The organism is Streptomyces sp. NPDC006476 (assembly GCF_040612015.1).
In the GTDB taxonomy this organism is placed as follows: domain Bacteria; phylum Actinomycetota; class Actinomycetes; order Streptomycetales; family Streptomycetaceae; genus Streptomyces; species Streptomyces griseorubiginosus_B.
Genome location: NZ_JBEXPK010000005.1, coordinates 241,654 through 265,087, shown reverse-complemented (window position 1 = coordinate 265,087; position 23,434 = coordinate 241,654). Strand labels below are relative to the sequence as shown.

General features: G+C 70.6%; 18 protein-coding genes. 5 read left to right on the top strand and 13 right to left on the bottom strand.

Annotated features, from left to right (window positions below; genetic code table 11):
* Positions 1-56 precede the first annotated feature (56 nt).
* Entirely contained in the window at positions 57-977 is a 921-nt protein-coding gene (locus tag ABZZ74_RS08325; RefSeq protein WP_356762488.1) for an AEC family transporter, read from the top strand.
* 6 nt (positions 978-983) lie between these two features.
* Here ABZZ74_RS08325 and ABZZ74_RS08320 read toward each other — a convergent pair whose 3' ends face one another.
* From ABZZ74_RS08320 to ABZZ74_RS08285, 8 genes are all read right to left on the bottom strand, one after another.
* Entirely contained in the window at positions 984-1,577 is a 594-nt protein-coding gene (locus tag ABZZ74_RS08320; RefSeq protein ID WP_356762487.1) for a Uma2 family endonuclease, read from the bottom strand.
* A 94-nt stretch (positions 1,578-1,671) separates the two neighbouring features.
* Positions 1,672-2,955, bottom strand: a complete 1,284-nt coding sequence (locus ABZZ74_RS08315) for a thymidine phosphorylase (protein ID WP_356762514.1) — start codon at positions 2,953-2,955, stop codon at positions 1,672-1,674.
* Between the two features lie 84 nt (positions 2,956-3,039).
* A complete protein-coding gene (locus ABZZ74_RS08310) occupies positions 3,040-3,441 on the bottom strand; it encodes a cytidine deaminase (protein ID WP_133049961.1) in 402 nt (133 codons plus the stop codon).
* Positions 3,438-4,724, bottom strand: a complete 1,287-nt coding sequence (locus ABZZ74_RS08305; protein ID WP_356762486.1) for an ABC transporter permease — start codon at positions 4,722-4,724, stop codon at positions 3,438-3,440. The genes ABZZ74_RS08310 and ABZZ74_RS08305 overlap by 4 nt, the downstream gene beginning before the upstream one ends.
* Positions 4,724-5,851: an ABC transporter permease gene (locus ABZZ74_RS08300; protein WP_356762485.1), complete on the bottom strand. Its 1,128-nt coding sequence runs from the start codon at positions 5,849-5,851 to the stop codon at positions 4,724-4,726. Before ABZZ74_RS08300 ends, ABZZ74_RS08305 begins: the two co-directional genes overlap by 1 nt.
* Positions 5,848-7,341: an ABC transporter ATP-binding protein gene (locus ABZZ74_RS08295; RefSeq protein WP_208782070.1), complete on the bottom strand. Its 1,494-nt coding sequence runs from the start codon at positions 7,339-7,341 to the stop codon at positions 5,848-5,850. Before ABZZ74_RS08295 ends, ABZZ74_RS08300 begins: the two co-directional genes overlap by 4 nt.
* Positions 7,342-7,575: 234 nt before the next feature.
* Positions 7,576-8,640, bottom strand: a complete 1,065-nt coding sequence (locus ABZZ74_RS08290; RefSeq protein ID WP_356762484.1) for a BMP family ABC transporter substrate-binding protein — start codon at positions 8,638-8,640, stop codon at positions 7,576-7,578.
* Between the two features lie 290 nt (positions 8,641-8,930).
* On the bottom strand, positions 8,931-10,151 hold the full coding sequence (locus ABZZ74_RS08285) for a M20 family metallopeptidase (protein WP_356762513.1): 1,221 nt from the start codon (positions 10,149-10,151) through the stop codon (positions 8,931-8,933).
* Between the two features lie 217 nt (positions 10,152-10,368).
* On the opposite strand from ABZZ74_RS08285, the gene ABZZ74_RS08280 reads away from it, so the two are divergent.
* The gene (locus tag ABZZ74_RS08280) at positions 10,369-11,037 is read left to right on the top strand and encodes a methyltransferase domain-containing protein (protein WP_356762483.1); all 669 of its coding nucleotides are present in this window, start codon (positions 10,369-10,371) and stop codon (positions 11,035-11,037) included.
* A 1,424-nt stretch (positions 11,038-12,461) separates the two neighbouring features.
* Here the strand turns inward: ABZZ74_RS08280 and ABZZ74_RS08275 are convergent.
* The 4 genes from ABZZ74_RS08275 to ABZZ74_RS08260 form a co-directional block, all read right to left on the bottom strand.
* Complete coding sequence (locus ABZZ74_RS08275) at positions 12,462-13,529, bottom strand: hypothetical protein (protein ID WP_356762512.1); 1,068 nt, start codon at positions 13,527-13,529, stop codon at positions 12,462-12,464.
* Positions 13,530-13,659: 130 nt separating this feature from the next.
* Positions 13,660-14,598 (bottom strand): N-acetylneuraminate synthase family protein, encoded by a 939-nt coding sequence (locus ABZZ74_RS08270; protein WP_356762482.1) that lies wholly within the window; start codon positions 14,596-14,598, stop codon positions 13,660-13,662.
* Positions 14,599-14,613: 15 nt separating this feature from the next.
* Complete coding sequence (locus ABZZ74_RS08265; protein WP_356762481.1) at positions 14,614-15,882, bottom strand: acylneuraminate cytidylyltransferase; 1,269 nt, start codon at positions 15,880-15,882, stop codon at positions 14,614-14,616.
* Between the two features lie 71 nt (positions 15,883-15,953).
* Complete coding sequence (locus tag ABZZ74_RS08260) at positions 15,954-17,300, bottom strand: DUF6716 putative glycosyltransferase (RefSeq protein WP_356762480.1); 1,347 nt, start codon at positions 17,298-17,300, stop codon at positions 15,954-15,956.
* 198 nt (positions 17,301-17,498) lie between these two features.
* On the opposite strand from ABZZ74_RS08260, the gene ABZZ74_RS08255 reads away from it, so the two are divergent.
* The 3 genes from ABZZ74_RS08255 to ABZZ74_RS08245 all read left to right on the top strand — a co-directional run bounded on the left by ABZZ74_RS08255 (position 17,499) and on the right by ABZZ74_RS08245 (position 22,696).
* A complete protein-coding gene (locus tag ABZZ74_RS08255; protein ID WP_133043111.1) occupies positions 17,499-18,485 on the top strand; it encodes a glycosyltransferase family 2 protein in 987 nt (328 codons plus the stop codon).
* The gene (locus ABZZ74_RS08250; RefSeq protein WP_356762479.1) at positions 18,485-19,831 is read left to right on the top strand and encodes an alpha-2,8-polysialyltransferase family protein; all 1,347 of its coding nucleotides are present in this window, start codon (positions 18,485-18,487) and stop codon (positions 19,829-19,831) included. The genes ABZZ74_RS08255 and ABZZ74_RS08250 overlap by 1 nt, the downstream gene beginning before the upstream one ends.
* A 201-nt stretch (positions 19,832-20,032) precedes the next feature.
* Positions 20,033-22,696 carry a glycosyltransferase family 4 protein gene (locus ABZZ74_RS08245; RefSeq protein WP_356762478.1) on the top strand — a complete coding sequence of 888 codons (2,664 nt, stop codon included), beginning with the start codon at positions 20,033-20,035 and terminating at the stop codon, positions 22,694-22,696.
* A 44-nt stretch (positions 22,697-22,740) separates the two neighbouring features.
* Here the strand turns inward: ABZZ74_RS08245 and ABZZ74_RS08240 are convergent, their stop codons facing one another.
* Entirely contained in the window at positions 22,741-23,394 is a 654-nt protein-coding gene (locus ABZZ74_RS08240; protein ID WP_356762477.1) for a TetR/AcrR family transcriptional regulator, read from the bottom strand.
* Positions 23,395-23,434 lie beyond the last annotated feature (40 nt).

The following is a 23,434-nucleotide window of genomic DNA, read 5'->3' as shown; positions in this document are numbered from 1 at the left end:
CACCGACCAGCACCGCCCCGGATACCCGACGTCCTCGTGCCCGACGAGGAGGCCCTGTGCAGGGCGTGCTGACGGGATTCGCGGTGATCGCGGTCGTCATCGGGGTGGGGTACGTCATCGGCAGGCAGGGGCATCTCGGCGAACACGGCCGGGAGGTGCTGACCAAGCTCGCCTTCCATGTGGCCTCCCCCGCCCTGCTCTTCACCACGCTCGCCCGGGCCGACCTGTCGGTGGTCTTCTCCAGCCGGCTGCTGGTGACGGCGATGAGCACGGCCGCGGCGGCGGGCGTCTTCGTCGCGGTGGGTGCCGCACGGGACTGGGGCGTGGGCCGCACCACCATCGGCGCGCTGTGCTCCAGTTACGTCAACTCGGGCAACCTCGGCATCCCGATCGCGGTGTACGTCCTCGGTGACGCCTCGCTGGTCGCGCCGGTCCTGCTCTTCCAGCTCATCGGGGTCACCCCGGTCGCCCTGACGATCCTCGACCTGTCCGGCAAGGGCGAGAAGGGCCCGCTGTGGCTGCGCCTGCTGACGCCCCTGCGCAACCCCATCGCGGTGGGCTCGCTGGCAGGCGTCGCGGTGTCGGCGCTCGGCGTGCAGGTCCCGGCCCCTTTCATGGACCCGATCACCCTGATCGGCAACATGTCGGTCCCGGCGGTCCTGCTGGCATTCGGCATCTCCCTGTGCGGCAGCACGATGCCGGGCCGGGGCGCCGACAGAGGCCCCGTCTTCCTGTCCGTCGCCCTGAAGTCCGTGGGCCAACCAACCGCGGCCTGGGCCCTGGCGACAGCCGTCTTCGGCCTCCGGGGCCACCAACTCCTCGACGTGGTGGTTACATCGGCACTCCCGGCCGCCCAGAACCTGTACACGTACGCGAGCCGCTACCGGGTGGCCGAGGGCCTGGCCCGCGACTCGATCCTGCTGTCGACGGTGCTGTCGGTGCCGGTGCTGGTGGTCGTGGCAGCGCTGTTGGGCTGAGATTCCTCAGTTCAGCGGGAAGATGCCGGTGTCCAGGACCAGCTTGAAAGGTGCGGGCAGCGTCAGCTCCTCGCCGTATTCCACCGAGGTGAGGACTCGGTAGGTGCCGCTCTGCGGTTCTCCGTAGAGCGTCGCCGTGGGCCGCCCCGACTGCCAGGCGTCCAGGAGGAGGTAGAGCGGTACGCCCGCGACGGCGTATCCGTGCGCCTTCTTGATGCGGTCGTGGTTCGCGTTGCTCTTGGAGGTGACCTCGACGACGAGTTCGGCCTCCCCCGCGTGCACGCGCGTGCTGCGGCGCAGAGCGGCTCTCGGCACCACGCACAGGTCGGGCATGAAGAGGCCGCCCGTCTCCGGACACGACAACCCGAGCGTCTGATAGATCCCCCAGTCGCAGCCGGGAGGCCGTGCGCCGTACAGGAGTTCGTGAAGCAGCTCAGCAGTGTCGTTGTGCTCTTCGGAAGGCGGAGACGACACGGTGAGGATCCCTTCGATGATCTCCACCTTGCTGCCCTCGGGAGCGTCCGTCTCCTCCCGGACACGGACGAGCTCGTCCCAGTCCGTCTCCCCAGGGGAGCCGGGCTCGGCGGCGAGTGCGCTCATGGCGGTCTCCAATCGGTCGTCACCGATCCCAGCATGCCGAACGGGACCGGTGGCGGTCCACCGATCCCGTTCACCCGAAAGGGAAAGTCGCTGGTCAGGCGATGCGTTCCAGCACCACCGGGGACGCCGAGAAGGCCGTCCCCGTCGCCCCGATGTCGTACGAGCCCTCCACTGCCTGGAGCGCGTACTCGAAGCGCTCGGGGGTGTCCGTGTGGAGGGTGAGGAGGGGCTGGCCCTCGGTCACCGGGTCGCCGGGCTTGGCGTGGAGTTCGACGCCCGCGCCCGCCTGCACCGGGTCCTCCTTGCGGGCGCGGCCCGCGCCGAGGCGCCAGGCGGCGACGCCGATGTCGTAGGCGTCGAGGCGGGTCAGGACACCCGAGGACGGGGCCTTGATGACGTGCTGCTCACGGGCCACCGGCAGCTCCGCGTCCGGGTCGCCGCCCTGGGCCGCGATCATGCGGCGCCAGACGTCCATCGCCGAGCCGTCGGCCAGGGCCTTCGCCGGGTCCGCGTCCTTCACCCCGGCCGCGTCCAGCATTTCGCGGGCCAGGGCGAGGGTCAGTTCCACCACGTCGGCCGGGCCGCCGCCCGCCAGGACCTCCAGCGACTCGCGGACCTCCAACGCGTTGCCCGCGGTCAGGCCCAGCGGGGTGGACATGTCGGTGAGGAGGGCGACCGTCTTCACGCCGTGGTCGGTGCCGAGGCCCACCATCGTGGAGGCCAGTTCGCGGGCGTCGTCCAGCGTCTTCATGAAGGCGCCCGTGCCCACCTTCACGTCCAGGACCAGGGAGCCCGTGCCCTCCGCGATCTTCTTGGACATGATGGAGGAGGCGATCAGCGGGATCGCCTCGACCGTGCCGGTGACGTCCCGCAGGGCGTAGAGCTTCTTGTCGGCGGGGGCCAGGCCGTCGCCCGCCGCGCAGATCACCGCGCCGGTGGTGTCGAGGACGTGCAGCATCTCCTCGTTGGACAGCAGTGCGCGCCAGCCCGGGATCGACTCCAGCTTGTCCAGGGTGCCGCCGGTGTGGCCGAGGCCGCGGCCGGAGAGCTGCGGGACGGCGGCGCCGCACGCGGCGACCAGGGGGGCCAGCGGCAGGGTGATCTTGTCGCCGACGCCGCCCGTGGAGTGCTTGTCGGCCGTCGGGCGGGACAGGGAGGCGAAGTCCATGCGCTCGCCGGAGGCGATCATCGCGGCCGTCCAGCGGGCGATCTCACGGCGGTTCATGCCGTTGAGGAGGATCGCCATGGCGAGCGCGGACATCTGCTCGTCGGCGACCTCCCCGCGGGTGTACGCGTCGATGACCCAGTCGATCTGCTCGTCGCTGAGTTCGCCGCGGTCGCGCTTGGTGCGGATGACGGAGATGGCATCCGCCAACAGGACGGTCATGGCGTGCGGTCCTTCCGTGGTTCAGGAAGTGTGCGGCCCCTCCGCTCGGCTGAGGTCGGAGGGGCCGTACGGGAGTTACTTGGTGAGATGGTCCGGGCCGAAGGCCTGGGGCAGCATCTCGGAGAGCGGGAGGATGCCCGCCGGGGTCTCCAGGAGCAGCTCGGGGCCCCCGAACTCGTACAGCAGCTGACGGCAGCGGCCGCACGGGACCAGGATCTCGCCCCGGCCGTCGACGCACGTGAAGTGCGTCAGCCGGCCGCCGCCGGTGCGCTGCAGCTCCGAGACCAGCCCGCACTCGGCGCACAGGCCGAGGCCGTAGCTGGCGTTCTCGACGTTGCAGCCGGAGACCGTGCGGCCGTCGTCGACCAGGGCGGCGACGCCGACCGGGTAGTCGGAGTAAGGGGCGTAGGCGTGCGTCATGGCCTCGCGGGCCAGCTCGCGCAACGCCTCCCAGTCGACGGCGGCCGGCCGGCTCACTTGCCCTGGCCCTTGCGGTAGCGCATGCCGTCGGCCTTCGGCATCCTCAGGCGCTGCGCGGACAGCGACAGCACCAGGAGGGTGACGACGTACGGCGTGGCGCCGACGAAGTCGCTCGGGACCTCGTCGGTGACCAGGTACCAGAGCAGGACGAGCGCGCCCACGAAGAGGCTGATGCCGCCCTGCCAGTGGGCCTTCTTGTACATCTTCCAGCCCGCCATCGCCACGAGGAGCACGACCAGCAGGAGCAGCAGCGCGTGCACGGTCTGGCCGCCGTTGCGCAGCTGCAGCGCGTCGGAGTAACCGAACAGGCCCGCACCCATGGCGAGTCCGCCGGGCCGCCAGTTGCCGAAGATCATGGCGGCGAGACCGATGTAGCCGCGGCCGCCGGTCTGGTTCTCGAGGTAGATGTGCGAGGTGACCAGCGCGAGGAAGGCGCCGCCGAGGCCGGCCAGGCCGCCGGAGACGGCGACGGCCGCGTACTTGTACTTGTAGACGTTGACGCCGAGGGACTCCGCCGCGATCGGGTTCTCGCCGCAGGAGCGCAGCCGCAGACCGAACGGCGTGCGCCACAGCAGCCACCAGCTGGCGATGAACAGCGCGAAGGCGAGGATCGTGATCACGGACAGGTTGGTCACCAGACCGCCGAGGATGCCGGCGATGTCGGAGATCAGGAACCAGTGGTGCTTCTCGAGGGACTGCAGGGCGTCGGACAGGCCCGGGATGTCGAAGTTGGGCAGCGAGTCCACCGGCGGGGACTGCTTGGGGTTGCCGCCCGCGTCGGCCGCCTTGCCGTTGGTGAAGAACAGCTTGGCGAGGTACTGGGTGGTGCCCAGCGCGAGCAGGTTGATCGCGACACCGGAGACGATGTGGTCCACGCCGAAGGTGACGGTGGCGACGGCGTGCAGCAGTCCGCCGAGGACACCGAAGCCGACACCGCACAGCAGGCCGAGCCAGGGGCTGGACTGCCAGCCGATCCAGCCGGCGCCGAAGGTGCCGAGGATCATCATGCCCTCGAGGCCGATGTTGACCACGCCGGAGCGCTCGGACCACAGGCCCGCGAGACCGGCGAGGCCGATCGGGACGGCGAGGCTCAGCGCGGCGCTGACCTGTCCGTCGGAGGTGAGCTGGTTCGCCCCGGTGATGACGCGGACCGCGGCGACGAGCAGCAGGGCGCCGGCGACGATCATGAGGATCTGGCCGAGCGGACGGCCCGAGCGGGTGCGTTCGGTGTCCGTCTTGGGGGCCGCGGGCGGCGGCGTGTCGGTCATCGTGGCAGTCATCACGCCACCTCCTGCTTCTCGGTCGGGGCGGCGGCCTGGGCGGCGAGCTCCGCGCCGACCCGCTGCTGCTGGCGCTTGAGGCCGTAACGTCGTACGACCTCGTAGGCGATCACGACGCACAGGACGATCACGCCCTGGATGACGCCGAGGATCTCCTTGTCGTAACCCTGGAACTCCAGGTGGTTGGTGGTGCGCTCCAGGAAGCCCCACAGCAGGGCGCCCAGCGCGATGCCGACCGGGTTGTTGCGGCCGAGCAGGGCGATGGCGATGCCGGTGAAGCCGATGCCGGTCGGGAAGTCGTTGCTGAACTGGTGGCTGTCGTTGAGCAGGGTCGGCATGCCGATGAGGCCGGCGATCGCGCCGGAGATGAGCATGCTGGTCGCGATCATCTTCTTCACGGACACACCGCTCGCGGCGGCGGCGCTCTCGGACTGGCCGACGGTGCGCAGGTCGAAGCCGAACCGGGTGCGGCCGAGCACGAACCAGTACGCGACGCCGACAGCCACCGCGATGAAGATGAAGCCCCACAGCTCGCCCGCCGGGCCGGTGTTGATCTGGAAGAAGTACGAGGACGAGCGCAGCGGCTTGGTGGAGACGACGGTGCCGCCGGCCTGGAGCTCGGCGAGCTTCCCGGGCTGCAGCAGGTAGGCGATGATCGCGGTGGCGATCGCGTTGAGCATGATCGTCGAGATGACCTCGCTGACGCCCCGGGTCACCTTCAGCACGCCCGCGATGCCCGCCCACACGGCGCCGGTGCCCATCGCGCACAGGATGATCAGCGGGATGGAGATCCAGCCGGGCGTGGTCAGCGCGCCGCCGAGGACGGCGGCGAAGAACGCGGCGATGCGGTACTGGCCGTCGACGCCGATGTTGAACAGGTTCATGCGGAAGCCGATGGCCACCGCGACACCGGCCAGGTAGTACGTCGTCGCCTTGTTGAGGATGTAGACCTGGCTGTCGCTGGCGGTGCCGTAGGTCACCATGTCGCTGAAGGCGTCGAACGGGTTCTTGCCGGTGGCGAGGATCACCAGGGTGGTGACGACGAGCGCGGCGACGATCGCGAGCAGCGGGGCCGCGATGGCGAGGAGCAGCCGCTCCTTGTCGATGCGTTGGGTCAGCTTGTTCATCGGGCGTCGTCCTCTGTGTGCTCCAGGTGGCCGGTGGCCGCACCCGTCATGGCGGAGCCCAGCTCCTCGGGGGTGATGGTGGCGGGGTCGGCGTCGGCGACCAGTCGGCCGCGGTACATCACCCGCAGGGTGTCGGACAGGCCGATGAGCTCGTCCAGGTCGGCGGAGATCAGCAGCACCGCCAGGCCCTCGCGGCGGGCTTCGCGGATGTGGTCCCAGATCGCCGCCTGCGCACCGACGTCCACACCCCGGGTGGGGTGGGCCGCGATGAGCAGCTTGGGCTCGTGGCTCATCTCGCGGCCGACGATCAGCTTCTGCTGGTTGCCGCCGGAGAGGGAGGCGGCGGTGACGTCGATGCCGGGGGTGCGGACGTCGTACGCCTCGATGATGCGCTCGGTGTCGCCGCGGGCGCCCCTGATGTCGAGCAGCTGGCCGCGGGAGTTGGGCTTCTCGGTGACGTGGCCGAGGATGCGGTTCTCCCACAGCGGGGCCTCGAGGAGCAGGCCGTGGCGGTGGCGGTCCTCGGGGATGTAGCCGACGCCGGCCTCGCGGCGGTGGCGGGTGGGGACGTGGGAGATGTCGGTGCCGTCGAGGGCTATCGTGCCGGAGTTCAGGGCACGGATGCCCATGATGGCCTCGACCAGCTCCGACTGGCCGTTGCCCTCGACGCCGGCGATGCCGAGGACCTCGCCCTTGTGGATGGTGAAGGAGATGTCGTCGAGGATGATCCGCTCGACGCCGTCGAGGTCGGTCTGGGCCAGGCGCAGGCCGTCCACCTTCAGCAGCGGGACGTCGGTGACCGTGGACTCCTCGGTCTCCGGCGTGGGCAGTTCGCTGCCGACCATCAGCTCGGCGAGCTGCTTGGTCGTGGTGCCGGCCGGCTTCACCGTGCCGACGGTGGTGCCGCGGCGGATGACGGTGATCTCGTCGGCCACGGACAGGACTTCGCCGAGCTTGTGGGAGATGAAGATGACGGTGAGGCCCTCGGCCTTGAGCTCGCGCAGGTTGTCGAAGAGGGCGTCGACCTCCTGCGGGACGAGGACGGCGGTGGGCTCGTCGAGGATGAGGGTCTTGGCGCCGCGGTAGAGGACCTTGAGGATCTCCACGCGCTGGCGGTCGGCGACGCCGAGCTCCTCCAGCAGGACGTCCGGGCGCACGTTGAGCCCGTACGCGTCGGAGAGCTCCTTGATCTTGGCGCGGGCCTTGGCGCCGATGCCGTACAGCTTCTCCGCGCCGAGGACGACGTTCTCCAGGACGGTGAGGTTGTCGGCGAGCATGAAGTGCTGGTGCACCATGCCGATGCCGCGGGCGATGGCGTCGGCGGGGTTGTGGAAGACGACGGTCTCGCCGTTCACGGTGATGGTGCCCTCGTCGGCCTGCTGCATGCCGTAGAGGATCTTCATCAGGGTGGACTTGCCGGCGCCGTTCTCACCGCACAGGGCGTGGACGGTTCCCGTGCGGACGGTGATGTCGATGTCCTTGTTGGCCACGACACCGGGGAAACGCTTGGTGATGCCGCGCAGTTCGACGGCAGCGGGAGGGCTGGACGCGTTGATGGCGCACTCTCCTCGGGGACAAAGGGGGCTGAGGGGGAGGGCAGGCGTCGGCGACGCTAGCGCGGCAACTCCGTGCTACACGCGTAGAGTTGACACATTGTTATGGCTCGACGAGGGGGTCTGTCGAGGCCCCCTCGTCGAGCCCGGGTTCCGGCGGGAACCGTCAGGTCAGCTGGTCTTGACCTTGACGGTGCCGTCGACGATCTTCTTCTTCGCGGCGTCCAGCTGGGCCTTGATGTCGTCGATGTAGCCACCGCTGGTGGCCAGGCCGACACCGCCCTTGGCGAGGGAGTAGATCTGGTTGCCCGTCAGCGGCTTGCCGTCGTGCACGGACTTGATGAAGTCGTACACACCGACGTCCACGTTCTTGACCATCGAGGTGAGGATCGAGGTCTTGTACGCGGCCAGACCCGGGATGTTGTACTGGTCCGAGTCCACGCCGATCGCCCAGGCGCCCTTGACTCCGTGGACGGCCTCGATCGAGCCGTTGCCGGAGGAGCCGGCGGCGGCGTAGATCACGTCGGCGCCGTTGTCGAGCATGCCGGACGCGGCCTCCTTGCCCTTGTCGGGGCTGGAGAAGCCGGACAGGTCCGAGCCGTGGGTCAGGTACTGGACGTCGACCTTGACCTTGGAGTTGGTGTCCTTGACGCCCTGGACGTAACCCGCGGCGAACTTCTTGATCAGCGGGGTGTCGACGCCGCCGATGAAGCCGACGTGGTCCTTCTTGGTCTTCAGCGCCGCCGCCACACCGGCAAGGTAGGAGCCCTGCTCCTCGGTGAAGGTGATGCTGTCGACGTTCGGGGAGGTCGCGACCGAGTCGATGAGACCGAAGCTGACCTTCGGGAACTGCTTGGCGACCTTGTCGACCGAGGTGGCGTACGAGAAGCCGACGGCCACGATCGGGTTGTAGCCGGCGCTGGCCAGGTCGGTCAGGCGCTGCTCACGGTCGGCCTCGGTGTCGGAGGTCTTCGCCGTCAGCTCCTTGATGGAGCCGCCGAACTCCTTCTCGGCCTTGTCGGCACCGCGCGCGGCGGAGTCGTTGAAGGAGCGGTCACCGCGGCCGCCGACGTCGTAGGCGAGGCCGATCTTGATGCCCTTGCCGCCGCCCCCCGAGGAGGAGGCGGAGGACGAGCTGCTGTTGCTGTCGGACGAGGTGCTGCCACAGGCTGTGGCAGTCAGTGCGAGAGCTGCGGTGGCGATACACGCAGCGGAAAGCTTGGCTACCCGGCGCACGGGAAGGCTCCTTCACCTGACCTGAGCGCCTTGTCGGCGCTTCATGTGAGCACCATGCCAGTGCTCGGGCCCGGACGCCCCTGCGGCGTCGGCTTCGCGGCATCGTAACGCGCGTAGATGTCAGAAAAAGACCTCTTCCGAAGCCGTTATCGATTCGAGGCAAACGCCGCCTGAACTCCGGGTCTTCGGCCCTCACACGCCGTGATTTCGAAGAGTGCACGATTGGCTTACAACCATGTTGCGCCGGACAGCGCAACGGCCCCCGAAGGGGCCGTCGTGTCACCTGCGGGTCACTCCGCCGCGTCCAGCAGGGCCGCCGCCGTGAACAGCTCCACACCGACGGTGATGGCCGACTCGTCGGCGTCGAAGTCGCCCTGGTGCAGATCACGTACGGTCCGCTCGCTGGGGGATCGCACCCCGAGCCTGGCCATGGCGCCCGGGACCTGCTCCAGGTACCAGGAGAAGTCCTCGCCGCCCAGGCTCTGCTCGGTGCCCTCGACCGAGAGGGCGCCGCGGCGGGCGGTCATGGCCTCGCGCAGCAGTTCGGTGACGTCCGGGTCGTTGACGACGGGCGGGACACCGCGGACGTAGTTGATCTCCGACTTGGCGCCGTGCAGGTTGGCGACCTCGTCGATGGCGGCGACCACCAGGTCCGGGGCCTGTCGCCAGGCGCCGAGCTCGAGGCAGCGGACGGTCCCGGAGAGCTCGGCGTGCTGCGGGATCACGTTCGGGGCGTGGCCGGACTCGATGCGGCCCCAGGTGATCGCGAGGCCGGCGCGGGTGTCGACCCGGCGGCCGACCAGCGCGGGCACGTCGGTGACGACGCGGGCGGCGGCGGTGACCAGGTCGGTGGTCAGGTGCGGGCGGGCGGTGTGGCCGCCGGGGCCGTCGAGCGCGACCTCGAGGCGGTCGCAGGCGGAGGTGATGGCGCCGTCGCGCAGTCCGATGCGGCCGGCGTCCAGCCGGGGGTCGCAGTGCACGGCGACGATCCGGCCCACGCCCTCCAGCGCCCCGCACTCGATCGCGTCCGCGGCGCCGCCGGGCAGCACCTCCTCGGCGGGCTGGAACAGCAGCCGGACCGGGCGCGGCAGCCTGCCCTGCCGGTGCATCTCGGCGAGCACGAGGCCGGCGCCGAGCACGACGGTGGTGTGCACGTCGTGACCGCAGGCGTGGGCGCGGTCGGGCACGGTCGAGCGGTAGGAGCACTCGGTCTTCATGTCCGGGATGGGCAGGGCGTCGATGTCGGCGCGCAGGGCCAGCATGGGGCGGCCGCCGTCCCAGTCCCCGATGTCACAGATGAGCCCGGTCCCCAACGTGAGCACCCGCGGCTTCAGGCCCGCCTTCTCCAGACGGGCCTTGATCGCGGCGGTGGTACGGAACTCCTGGTTGCCCAGTTCGGGGTGCATGTGCAGATCGCGGCGGAAGGCCACGAGCTCGGCACGCAGCGACTCGGGCAGCGTGCCGGGGAGTTCTGCATCCCCGGGAGCGACGGCTTCGGACTCCAGTGACATCAGTTGCTTCACCCTCTAAAGGCTATGACGCCGGGACGGCCGGGCGACCTCGATCAACAAAACTTCAACCCGTCAGGGGAAGAAAATCTGGTCACTCGACGCATGGGTGCGGTTCGGGATGGGTAAACCTTTTGTTTCTCTACGCATACCACGCCCCGTCGACTCAAGTCGGTTCTGTTCACCTGTCGGACGCGGGGTCCTTGTAAGGTGCGGGCCCGTGAGCTCCGAGATACCGGGTAGCCCGGATTTCCTGCATGCCACCAGGACGTCGTACGACGCGATCGCCCGTCCGTACGCCGAGCAGCTCTCCGACTGGCTCGGGGACAGACCCCTGGATCTCGCGCTGGTCACCGCCTTCGCGGAACTGGTCCGCTCCTCGGGTACGGCGCCGGTGGCCGACGTCGGCAGCGGGCCCGGGCATGTCACGGCCCGGCTGGACGGCCTCGGGGTGCCGGTGTTCGGCGTGGACCTCTCCCCCCGGATGGTGGCTCTCGCCCGTCAGGCGCATCCCGGGCTGCGGTTCCACGTCGGTTCGATGACCGCGCTGGACCTGCCGGACGAGACGCTGGGCGGGGTACTCGCCCTGTACTCGATCATCCACGTCCCGGACGACCAACTTCCCACCGTCTTCGCCGAGTTCCACCGCGTCCTGGTCCCCGGCGGCCATGTCCTGCTCGGCTTCCAGACCGGCGAGGAGGACACCCGCCTCCACCTCACGGAGCGCTTCGAGCAGCGGATCTCCCTGGACTACTACTGGCGCACCCCGCAAACGGTCACCGAACAACTGACCAAGGCAGGCCTCCGCCTGGACGCCCAGACCGTCCGCGAACCGACCCCCGACGAAACCCGCCCGCGCGCCTACGTACTGGCCCACAAAGACGCCTGACGGGAGGGCGCGGCTGGTCCTGCCGGCGCACAGGCGGGCCAGGTAACCGGCGACGCACGGCCTGACGGGTGCGGTGATGCCCAGGAGCGGCTGTCTCCGGCGCGACGAGCACAGCCTCGGCGCGTCGGACCGACCGGCACCTTTCGGGCCCGCAGGGCGGGCTACAGGGCCAAGGGGGGTCCACGACCGGGGGCGGGGGGGGCGGGGCGGGGGCAGCATCCAGCCACCGGCCTCCCCCCAGCGCACTCGACGGAGCGGCCCCCGCCCCCACCACGGCCCGACACACCACCCGCCAGCGGCAGCATCCAGCCCACCACGGCCCGACTCACCGCCCGCCTGCGGCAGCCCGGGGGCACAGGCCGAGGCCGTCCGACTCCTCGCGGAGCAGCATCCAGCCCACCACGGCCAGGCACTCCGCCCGCCTGCGGCAGCCCGGGGGCACAGGCCGAGGCCGTCCGATTCCCCGAGGAGCAGCATCCAGCCCACCACGGCCAGGCACACCGCCCGCCTGAGGGCCGGAGGCACAGGCCGACGCTGTCCGGCCACGCCTCCCGACTCCCGCGGAGCAGCATCCAGCCCACCACAGCCCGGCACGCCACGGGCCTGCGGCCGGGGACAGGCCGAAGCCGTCAGCCACTTCCCCCGCCTGCCCGCGGAGCAGCATCCGACCCCACCACAACCCGGCACACCGCCCGCCAGCGGCAGCCCGGGGGCACAGGCCGAGGCCGTCCGACTCCCCGAGGAGCAGCATCCAGCCCACCACGGCCAGGCACACCGCCCGCCTGAGGGCCGGAGGCACAGGCCGACGCTGTCCGGCCACGCCTCCCGACTCCCGCGGAGCAGCATCCCGGCACACCGCCAGTTTCCGGCCCGGGGGCACAGGCCGACGCCGTGAGGCCAAACCTCCCGGCTCCCCGCAGAGCGGGATCCAGCTCCACCACACCCCGGCACACCGCCCGCCAGCGGCCCGGGGCGCAGGTCGGCCATGCCTCCCGACTGCCCCCGGAACGGTGTCCCGGCCCACCACGGCCCAGCACGCCGCCCGCCTGAGGCCCGGGGGCACAGGCCGACGCCGCCCGGCCACGTCTCCCGACTCCGCGGAGCAGCATCCAGCCCACCACGGCCCAGCACGCCACGGGCCTGCGGCCATGGGCAGGCCGAAGCCATCAGCAACTTCCCCGACTGCCCGCGGAACGGCATCCGCCCCCACCACGCTCCGTCACGCCGCCCGCCTGCGGCCGCGGCGCAGCTCGGCGCCGTCAGGCCATGCCTCCCGACTGTCCGGGAGGGGTATGCCCGGCCCGGCGTCCCCGGTCCCGGCTCCAGCCCGCGGTTCGGGCCCACGCCCGACGTCCAGGCCCCCGCCCGACGTCCAGGCCCCGTCCAGCGTCCAGGCCCCCCGACATCCAGCCCCCGTACGGCGTTCAGGCCGTCGTCGTCAGGGTTTGTAGGCGGGTTACGTCTCGGGCCGTTCCTGTGACTCCTGAGAGGAAGCCCTGGGCTCGGGGGGAGGCCTTTTCCGTCAGCCAGGTGGGGTCGATGTCGCAGACCGCTACGCGGACCTCCGTGCCGACCAGGGCCAGGGGGAGGGTGTGGACGACCGTGGAGGGGAAGCTGAGGATCGTGCGGCCCACCGGGCCCCGGCGGGCGATCAGCTCCAGGGGGAGGTCGGGGCGGACGATCTCCAGTCCCGTCTCCAGGGCCAGCTGGTGGAGTTTCGCGGTGCTCTCGCGGCGGTGGGCGAAGTAGCGCGTGGCGCCGTGAGCCTTGGCCAGGCTGCGCACCGCCTCCAGGTAGCGGTCGGGGTCCACGACACCGGTCTCCACCAGCGACGTGCCCACCATGTCGGCGCCCTTGGTGATCCGCGGCGGCCCGAAACGGAAACGGGTCCAGGAGAAGTCGTTGGCGAGGAGGGTGACACCGGGCGGTGTCTCGTCCATCGGCATCGAGGAGAACACCGTCACACGGCGCTTGTCGCTCGGGGTCAGCCGGCGCCGCGCCTTGGAGGACACCGGCGCGAAGATCAGGTCGCGCGCACCCGGCCGCCCGCCCTTGCGATGCCAGCGCACCAGCCGCTCACCCCGGGCGAGCTGCGCGACGAACTCCATCGTCGCCGTGCCGTCGTCGACGACGACCAGGTCACGGGCCCGGGTGATGGTCAGCAGAAGCTGCACGTAGCGGGAGAAGGGGTCGCCCAGGACGATCCGGTCGGCGCGCCGGAGCCTGGCCGTGAGACCGCCGATCGTCTGGAACGGGGCCGCGGGGCCGCCCCGGGCCTCCTCCCAGCGGACCTCGTGCCCCTCCTCGCGGGCCAGTTCGGCCATCCGGCGCAGCTGGCCCCGGGTCATGGGGTCGGTCGGGGACAGCACGACGAGGGTGAGCGCCACGTCGGGCGCGTGCGCGTGCGCCCACTCCAGCACGTTCAGGAGCTGTACCGGGCTCTCGACGAACGCGAGGGTGTGGGGGCCGGTGTTCCCGGCGCGGGGGCTCATCGACGTACGACCGTCCCGTCGTAAGGCGCTCATGAGGCGCGCGGAAGATGCGGAGTCCGAGCGCCCGGGCCGGAAGCGACCGCGGTGGTCGCGTCCCGGCCCGGTGCGTTCGGACTCGGTGCGTTCGGACTCAGACGGAAACCGGCTCGCCGGCCGCCGCCGCGATCTCCGCCTCGGCGACGACGCCCGCGACGCGGCGCAGCTTCTTCATCGGGCCGAGCTCGGAGTCGTAGACCTTCTTGACACCGTCACCGAGGGAGGCCTCGATGGTGCGGATGTCGCGGACGAGGCGCTGCAGGCCCTGCGGCTCGACGGAGGCGGCCTGGTCGGAGCCCCACATCGCGCGGTCGAGGGTGATGTGGCGCTCGATGAAGGTGGCGCCGAGGGCGACGGCGGCCAGCGTGGTCTGCAGGCCCGTCTCGTGGCCGGAGTAGCCGATCGGGACGTTCGGGTACTCGTCCTGCAGGGTGTTGATCACGCGCAGGTTGAGCTCCTCGGCCTTCGCCGGGTACGTCGACGTGGCGTGGCAGAGCAGGATGTTGTCGCTGCCGAGGACCTCGACCGCGTGACGGATCTGCTTCGGGGTCGACATGCCGGAGGACAGGATGATCGTGCGGCCGGTCGCGCGCAGGGCGCGCAGCAGCTCGTCGTCGGTGAGGGAGGCGGAGGCCACCTTGTGGGCGGGGACGTCGAACTTCTCCAGGAAGGCGACGGCCTCGGTGTCCCACGGGGAGGCGAACCAGTCGATCCCCTTCTCCTTGCAGTACTCGTCGATCTGGCGGTACTCGTCCTCGCCGAACTCCACACGGTGGCGGTAGTCGATGTACGTCATCCGGCCCCAGGGGGTGTCGCGCTCGATGTCCCACTGGTCGCGCGGGGTGCAGATCTCGGGCGTGCGCTTCTGGAACTTCACGGCGTCACAGCCGGCCTCGGCGGCCACGTCGATGAGCTTGAACGCGTTCTCCAGCTCGCCGTTGTGGTTGATGCCGATCTCGCCGCAGATGTAGACGGGGCGACCCGGGCCGGCCTCACGGTAACCGAACGTGCGGATGCGGGTGTTGGTGCTCATGGGCGTGAACTGTCCTTACTTGTCGAGGGAGTCGAGAGAGGGGCCGAGGATCCAGCTGGCGATCTCTCGGATCGCGCCGTCGCCACCGGGGACGGTGGTGACCGCACGGGCGGCGCCGCGTACCACGTCGTGGGCGCTCGCGACCGCCACGGGCCAGCCCACGAGGGCGAAGCACGGGAGGTCGTTGACGTCGTTGCCGACGTAGAGCACGCGCTCGGGCGCGATGCCCTGCTCCTCGCACCACTGCTTCAGTGCGAGGTCCTTCCGGTCGATGCCGTGCAGCACGGGAATCTGCAGCTTCCGTGCGCGCGCGGCGACGACCGGGTTCTGCTCCGTGGAGAGGATCAGCATCTTCAGGCGACCGCTCTTGCGGAGGGCCGCGATGCCGAGCCCGTCCCCGCGGTGCACGGAGACGAACTCCTTTCCATCGGCGTCGATCAGCACCCGGTCGTCGGTCTGGGTGCCGTCGAAGTCCAGTACGACCGCGTCGATGTCGTCGGCGGTCGGCAGCGAACCGGGGCGGTCCGCGTCGAAGAGGGGCGCCAGGGCGCGGGCCCGGGCGAGGTCGTGCGGGTCGTCGATCTCCAGCACGCGCGCGGGGTCGGTACGGACGAGTTCCGTACGGCCGAAGAAGCGGTGCTGGTGCTTGCGGAAGCCGGGGGCGTCCATCGCGTAGGCGGCGCCGGTCTCCAGGAGGTCCTGGGGGCGGTCCTGGCGGCGCGGGCGGAAGGACTTGTCGTGGTTGACGCCGTAGCCGCCGCCGGTGGCCGCGTCGGCCTCGGAGACGGTGCCGGCGGCGACCTCGTCCTCGGCGTCGCGCCAGATGAACCCGTGGAAGGGGGCGACGGTCACGGCGGTGTCGGCGCCGTTCTCCACGACCGCGGACGCCACCCCGTCGATGTCCTCGCGGATGATGAACGGGCTGGTGCACTGCACGAACACCACCACGTCGACGGCCGCGCCGTGCAGCGCCTCGTGGGCGTCCATGGCGTGCAGGACGGCGGCCTCGGAGGTCGCGGTGTCGCCGGCGATGGCGGCCGGGCGCAGCACGACCTCGGCGCCGGCCTCGCGGGCGGCGGCAGCGATGGCCTGGTCGTCGGTGGAGACCACGACATCGGTCACGAGACGGGCCGCGAGGCACTCGCGCACCGCCCGCGCCACCAGCGGCACCCCGCCGACGGGGGCGAGGTTCTTCGCGGGCACGCCCTTGGAGCCACCGCGCGCGGGAATGACGGCGAGCACACGGCGCACAGAGGCCCCGGCACGGACCGGCGAGTCGGACATGGGTTGCACTCCTTGTGCGGGGTTCGCTGAGGTTTCACGGGCGGCGAAGCCGCCCTCCAGGGACGCGGCGCTCACAACTCCCCCATCCGCCGAATGACGGGCGCCACCCGCTGCACCCCGTGCCGGTACGCACCACGGGCGGCCCGCCGCACGATCTGCCGGACAGGCCCCGGCTCCTTGTCCGCGACGGGAGCCCCCGGCAGCGGACTGCCGTCCGGACCCAGGTGGTGGCGGGCGAGGATGCCGGGCAGATAGCCGGGTGCCGTCGCGGGCGTGTAGTAGGGGGTCAGCGGCGCCAGCCCGCCCGGCCGGCCGAGGAGTTTGGCGATGCGCTCACGCGCCGCGTCGAAGGCGGTCGCGTACGAGCCGTCCGCCACGACACCCTGCCGGGCCACCCACTCCTCGTCCGGCACCGGACGGTGCCCGGCGTCCAGCTGGTCCCAGGAGGCGAGACAGCCGGAGCCGACGAAGTGGTGGTTGCCCAGCACCTCGCGCACGCCCAGGTCGGACAGGATCACCGTCGGGATGCGCCGGTGCAGGGACTCCAGCGCGGCCGTCGAGCTGATCGTGACCAGCAGGTCGGTGCGGTCGAGGACCTCGCCCATGTTCCCGTACACCAGGCGGAAGTTGGCCGGCGGATCGAGCCGCTGGACCAGCTTCTGGTAGGGCAACTCCTCGATGTGGGTGGTGTGTTCACCCGGCCGGGAGCGCAGTTTGAGCAGCACCTCGCGGTCGGGGTGCAGCCGGGCGTGCCGGATCAGCCGGTCGAGCAGGTACACCCGGTCCCTGCGGTTGTCCGGGACGGACGGCTGGACGGCGAACACCACGGTGTACGGGTCGTGTTCGCCTTCGTAGGGCGCTCCGCCGAGGAAGGGCAGTGCCACCTCGGTCACCGACGAGGCGTCGGCGCCCACCCCCTCGTACACCGCCCGGAAACGCTCGGCGTCCTGGCGGGAGTTGGCGAGGACGAGGTCGGCGCCGTGCCGCAGCAGCAGGCCGTCGGCGAGCTTCTCGTAGACGACGCCGACATAGCCGGTGACCACCACGGGTCGCGAGCTCCGTCCCTCCCACACGCGCTTGAGGCCGTGCAGCATCGCCTGCACGCCGCCGCCGACGAGCGCGAGCACGACGACGTCGTACTCCTGCTCGCCCATGGCGCGCAGGAACTCGACGGCGGTGACCTCCTGCAGGGAGTCGGCTCGCACGCCCACCTCGGCCAGCTGGCGCGCGGTCGGCGTGGCACGGCCACGCAGCAGGAATCCGCTCAGCTCGAGACCGACTTGCGCGTCCTCGTCGGGTGCGGTTTCCATGGACGTGCCCGGAGCGATCCGAGCAGCGGTCAACGCACCCCATTTCCAGCGGGTGTCGGAGTCCGCGAGCACGGCGATTCGCGTGGGCTTCGTTGAACTTGGTGGCACGTCCACGACGCTAGGAAGCAATTCCTAGGTGCGGCCCAACCGCACTTGTCCAAAAAGTTAACAGCAGCCCGCCGAGAGCCGAACTGGCCCGCTGAATCGCCGGAAGCACAGGGGATGCACCGATCCGACACATGGAGTTCACCCTCTGTACGGACATCGGAAAAGTACCCAGCTGGGCGGCCTCCTAGGCTCTCAGCTGTGCCAAAGCTTTCCGTGATCGTGCCGTTCTACAACGTGCAGCAATACGCCCCGGACACCCTCAGAAGCCTTCGACTGAACGCCCGCAAGGATTTCGAGTTCGTACTGGTCGACGACCATTCGAAGGACGAGACTCCGGCGATTCTCGAACGCGCGGCCGACGAGCTTTCCGATGTCGCGCAGGTGCGTTATATCCGCCATGAGAAGAACGGGGGACTCGCCACCGCCCGCAACACCGGCCTGGACGCGGCGCAGGGCGAGTACCTCACCTTCCTGGACGGCGACGACTGGCTGGCCCCCGGCTACTTCGCCGAACTGGTGGCGGCCATCGAGGGGCTGGGCTGCGACTTCGTACGCACCGACCATGTGCAGGCGACCGCCCGCGCGCGCACGGTGCAAAGGGTGCCGATCGGGCGGCGCTGGGAGGTGTTCGACCCGCGTGCGGCGATCCTGCCCGCCGACCGCTCGACCTCCGTGGACTACGCCTTCGCCTGGGCCGGCGCCTATCACCGCCGACTGCTCGACAAGGGCCTGCTGCACTTCACCGACGGGCTGCGCACGGCCGAGGACCGGCCGTGGATCTGGAAGCTGCACCGCGAGGCGGAGTCGTTCGCCGTGGTGAGCCTGCTCGGTGTGTTCTACCGCCGTGGGGTCGCCTCCTCGCTGACCCAGATCGGCGACGCCCGCCAGCTCGACTTCATCCGCGCCTTCGACCAGGTGATAGAGGAGACGGCGCAGGACCCGGACGCCGACCAGCTGCTGCCGAAGGCCGTGCGCACCTACTGCGCGATCATCGCCCACCATCTCTCCGACGAGGAGAAGTGGGAGCCGTCGGTGCACCGGCAGCTGCGGGCGATGAGCGCGGCGGCGATCAAGCGGATGCCGCAGGACATGCTCGGTGACGTCCTGGAGACCATGGACTTCCACCGCTCCACCAAGCTGCGGCGGCTGCGCCGCCGGGTCACCACTGCGAAGGCGGCCGCCTGATGCCCCGTACCACTCGTATCTTCTGCGTCTCGACGCTGTACGGCGCCGCCACCCTGGCCGCGGCGCTGGACTCGGGCTGCTTCCCGGAGCGGGACGGGGAGGAGGAGGCCCGGCGGCTGCTGCTGGTGTTCAACAACTCCACGACGCCGGAAGTGACGTTGCCGGTCGACGAGATGCCGGGCTTCGAGCCGCTGCGCCACCACTTCGACGGCATACTGTCCTGGAACGAGGCGATCCGCCCCTTCCATCCCGGTGCCTGGACGCCGCGTCCGGACGACGTCCCGCTCTTCGAGCGCTATCTGCGCATGCTGTGGGAGCTGGGCGAGGACCGGGTGGAGCTGGTCCTGGAGTCCATCCAGGTCGCCCCGGCGCTGTCCGTGGCCCAGCTGTTCACGGACGCCCCCATCCACGTCTACGCCGACGGCCTGATGAGCTACGGCCCCACCCGCAACAAGCTCGACCCGCTGGTCGGCACCCGGGTGCGCCGACTGCTCCACCTCGACCTGGTGCCGGGTCTGAAGCCGCTGCTGCTCACCGAGTTCGACGTCCCCGCGCAGCTCCTGCCGACCGAGGCCTTCCGCAAGGTCATGGGCGAACTGACCGCCGCCGTACCGGAGTTGCCCGCACTGCCGGACAACGCGGCGCTGCTGCTCGGCCAGTACCTGTCCGCGCTGGACATCCTCTCCCCCGAGGACGAGGAGAAGCTGCACGTACGGATGATGCGCGGGGCCGTCGAGCGCGGTCACCGCGCGATCGTGTTCAAGCCGCACCCCACCGCACCGGCCCGCTACAGCCGCGCCCTGGAGGCGGAGGCCGAGAAGCTGGGCGTCGAGCTGACCGTGCTCGACATGCCCGTCCTCGCCGAGGTGCTGTTCGAGAAGTCGCCGCCCGCACTGGTCGTCGGCTGCTTCTCCACCGCGCTGTTCACGGCGTCGGCGTTCTACGACCTCCCGGTCGCCCGCATCGGCACCGAGCCGCTCCTGGAGCGGCTGACGCCGTACCAGAACAGCAACCGGGTCCCGGCGGTGCTGGCGGACGCGCTGATCCCGGACCTGGAGGGCCGCAAGGGCGAGGAAACGATCCCCGCGCAGACCCTGGACGGCCTGGTCAAGGCGGTCGGGTTCGCCATGCAGCCGCAGATCTACCCGTCGCTGCGCCGGGACGCGGAACGCTATCTCTCGAAGAACCTCGCGGCGCGCACCAAGCGGTACTTCAGGCGCCGCCGGCTGACCTCGCTGGGCCTGCCGGGCGGCATCCCGGAACGGCTCGCCTTCCTGCCGCACAACTCCACCGCGCGCCGAGTGGTGCGGCGCGCACGGGCGTTGAAGAAGGCCGTCAAGCGCTGAGTCGGCCCGGCCCACGAAGCTCCTTGCGGTCGCACGGTGGCGACACCGCGCGACCGCAAGGAGCTTCCTACTTTTTTGGCCCCTTTTGGTCTCCCGCATAGGAACCCCATAGGCCCGCATCCCCAGCTGTTCACCGATGGTTCCCCCGAAGTTCGATTACGGAGGGAACCCGTTCGTATTTCATGCCCTCTTATGAAGGTTATGCGCATCGCAGTCTTCGTCGAGAACCGCAACGGTGTCGGTCTCGCGGCGGAGATCATGAAGGCCCCCGGAGCCCACGCCCACTCGTTCCACCTGGTCACCGCCGACCGGGACGGCGATGTGGCGGGCTGGATCGAGCAGGAGGCCGCGGCCCGTTTCGACGACCTCAAGGTGCACAACCTCTTCCAGGTCGACGAGCCGCTCAGCGCCGCCGAGTTCCTCGAAGAGGTGGGCCGCCGGATCCGCGCGTTCACCGAGCAGGAGCACATCGACCGGCTGGTGTTCTTCAACGACCAGTCGCAGCGCGGCCGCCGGGTCGCCGGGGAACTCGGCCGGACCCTGCCGCTGGTCCTCGTCCAGGACGGACACCTCGACTTCCACTTCAAGAGGACCGACGCGGGCCTGCGCGACCAGAACTGGTACTACGGCTCCTCCTCCCCCGCCGCCGTCTGCGTCTGGGGCCCGGCGACCGCGCACCACCTGTTGTTCCGCTCCGCGGACGCCGACGCGCCGGTCCACATCACCGGCGCGCTCGGCCACAGCGACGACCCGCTGCTGCTGCGCGCGGCCCGCTCCACGACGCACCGGCACGCGAAGCGCCCGGGGGAGCCGCTGCGCATGGTCGTCCTCGACCAGCCGCTCAGCGACCAGCGCAAGCTCTCCCGCAACGACCACCGCGAGCAACTGACGGAGCTGTGCGAAGCGCTCACCGCCTTCGGCGAGGTGGAGATCAAGCCGCACCCCTCCACCCTGCGCGGCCACCTCGAATGGCTGCGGACCCTGCCCGACGTGACCGTGCTGGACGAGAGCGCGCTGCTGGAGGCCGAGGCCCTCGACGGCTACGACCTCGCCATCACCTTCTTCTCCACCACCTATCTGCAGACCCTGCGCGCGGGCACCCCGCTGATCCTGTTCAGCCCGCCCGCGCTGAACATCGTCTTCCCGACGATCAACCACCCGCTGCTGCGCAACGTCGGCACGGTCGGCGAACTCGTCGACGTCGCCGCCGACCTGCAGCGCTCGGGCAAGTTCACGGCCAACGCGCACGGCGAGCCGGTCGAGCACTTCATCACCTTCCACGACGACGTCCCGGCCCGTGTGCTGCGCCGCATCGAGCAGGCCGAGATCCCCCTCGAGCGGCCGGCGCCCCGCTGGTCCGCCCCCGAGGACGGGCCGCGGGGCCACCTCTCGCGCGCCGACCGCGCCCTGCGGGCGGTCGAGGGCCGGATGAACCGGCCGCGCTCGCTGGCGATCCTGGGTCTCGGCTTCTCCTACGTCACCGGTGTGGCGATCCCCGTGCTCACCTACACCCAGGCCCTGCTCGCGCAGTCCCCGGTCGACATCCGCTACTTCGACCTCGGGGTGTACTCGCGCACCGAGGACGTGCTGGCCGACCTGGAGGGCACCGAGGTCGTCCTGATCAACAGCCTTGCCCCGTTCTGGCGTTCGGCGCTCGCCAACGAACTGACCGAGGCGCTGGTCGCGCTGGGCAAGTCCGTGGTGCTGTACGCGCACGAGACCGAGTACGTCATGAACTTCGAGGGCGAGCAGCACGCGCTGCGGCACGCCGAGATGCTCAAGGTGCTGCCGAAGATCAAGGTGCTGTGCGTGTCCACGGCGCAGGCCGACATGTTCCGGCAGATCGGCGTGAGCGATCCGGTCGTCGTCTACAACACCGTGCCGCTCGACACCCACCGCGCCCGGGCCCGGCAGACGCCGGGTGAGCGGCCGCGGATCGTGATGGTCGGCTCGATGCAGGACCGCAAGGGGCTGGACCTGTTCTCGCGGGTCGCGGAACTGGCGTACGCGCAGGGGCTGCCGTGGCGGTTCGCCTGGATCGGCCACAAGACCTGGCGGATCGGTCCCTCGACGCTGCTGTCGGACCGCGTCGAGTGGATGGGAGCGCTCTCCCGGGACCGGGTGCGCGAGGAACTCGCCGCCTCCGACGTCTTCTTCCTCTCCAGCGTGGACGACCCGATGCCGCTGTCGGTGGTCGAGGCGGTGCAGCAGCGGCTGCGGACCGTCACCTACCACCGGGTGGGCTCGCGCGAGGTACTGGAGGGCGTGCCCGGCTACCGCTCCTTCGCCGAGTACACGCCGGAGGCGGCGCTGGACGCGCTGCGGCACGTCCTCGACGAGGAGGTCTCGGAGGAGGAGTACCAGGACGTCGAGGCGCTGTTCGACATCTCCGCCTTCACCGCCCGGATGACGACGGCGCTGGGCCTGGCCGGCCCCGAGGACGTAGCGCCCGCCGCGGCCTCCGAGGAGCCGGACGGCGACACCGCCTACGGCGAGGGCCCCTTCTCCGCGGTGCTCTCCCGGCACGGCAAGTACCTCGCCGAGGACTTCACCCGGCACTTCACCGCGGGCAAGCACGACGACGCGCTGCGGGTCGGCACCGAGATCCTGCGCCGCCGGCAGCCCGTGGACGTGCTGATCGGCATGGCCGAGATCCGTTCCGGGCGCGGCGACGTCGACGAGGCGTGCCGGTTGCTGTCCGCCGCCGCGATCGCGGGCGGCGACCGGATGCGGGTCTGGTCGGAGATCTACCGCGTGGCCGGCGGCCTCGGGGCGCGCGGCAAGGCGATACGGCAGCTCGCCCGCAAGGAGTCGATCCGGATCGACCTCGCCAACCGCTCGGCGCGGCTGCTGAAGTCCGACTGAGGGTGATCCTCGTGGGGTGAGGTCCTGACGTTCGCGTCGGGGCCTCACCCCTTCGGCTTGTAACGGGCCTCGATCCCCGCGACGATCAGCGCCAGGCCCTCCTCGAAGTGCCGGTCGTAGTCCTCGAAGATCTCCGCGCCCACGGACGCCGACAGCGGGAACTCGGCCAGCAGCCGGGCCCGTTCCGCCACGTCGTAGCCCTCCCTGCGCTCACCCGGCGTGGGTTGGACGCCCTGCTCCTCGGTGACGAAACCGATGGTGTACGCGTAGGCGGTCGCGCTCGCCCGGACGGCCTCGGCGAGGGTGAAGCCGGCCGCGGTGAACAGGCGCAGGTTCTCCTCCATCTCCCGGCCGTGCTCGGCGCCGGTGAAGCGTGAGCCGCTGTAGACCTTGGCGCCGTCGCGGTAGCCGAGCAGGGCGGCGCGCAGACCCCGGTTGGCCTTCAGCATGCGCTCCTGCCAGGTGTCGTCCGGGTCGAGGTCGGTCCTGGCGACCATGCGGCGGTACATCTCCGTCGCCATCTCGTCCAGCAAGGCCTGCTTGTCCTTGAAGTGCCAGTACAGCGCGGGCGCCTTGACGTCCAGCTCCCTGGCGATGGCCCGCAGGGTCAGGCCCTCCAGACCGCCCTCGTTCAGCAGCCTCAGGGCGGTGTCCGCGACCCGCTTGCGGTCGAGGGGCGCGCGCTTCTCCGTACTCACGCTTGACAGCTTAACAGCGTTAAGGGCACCCTCATGACCG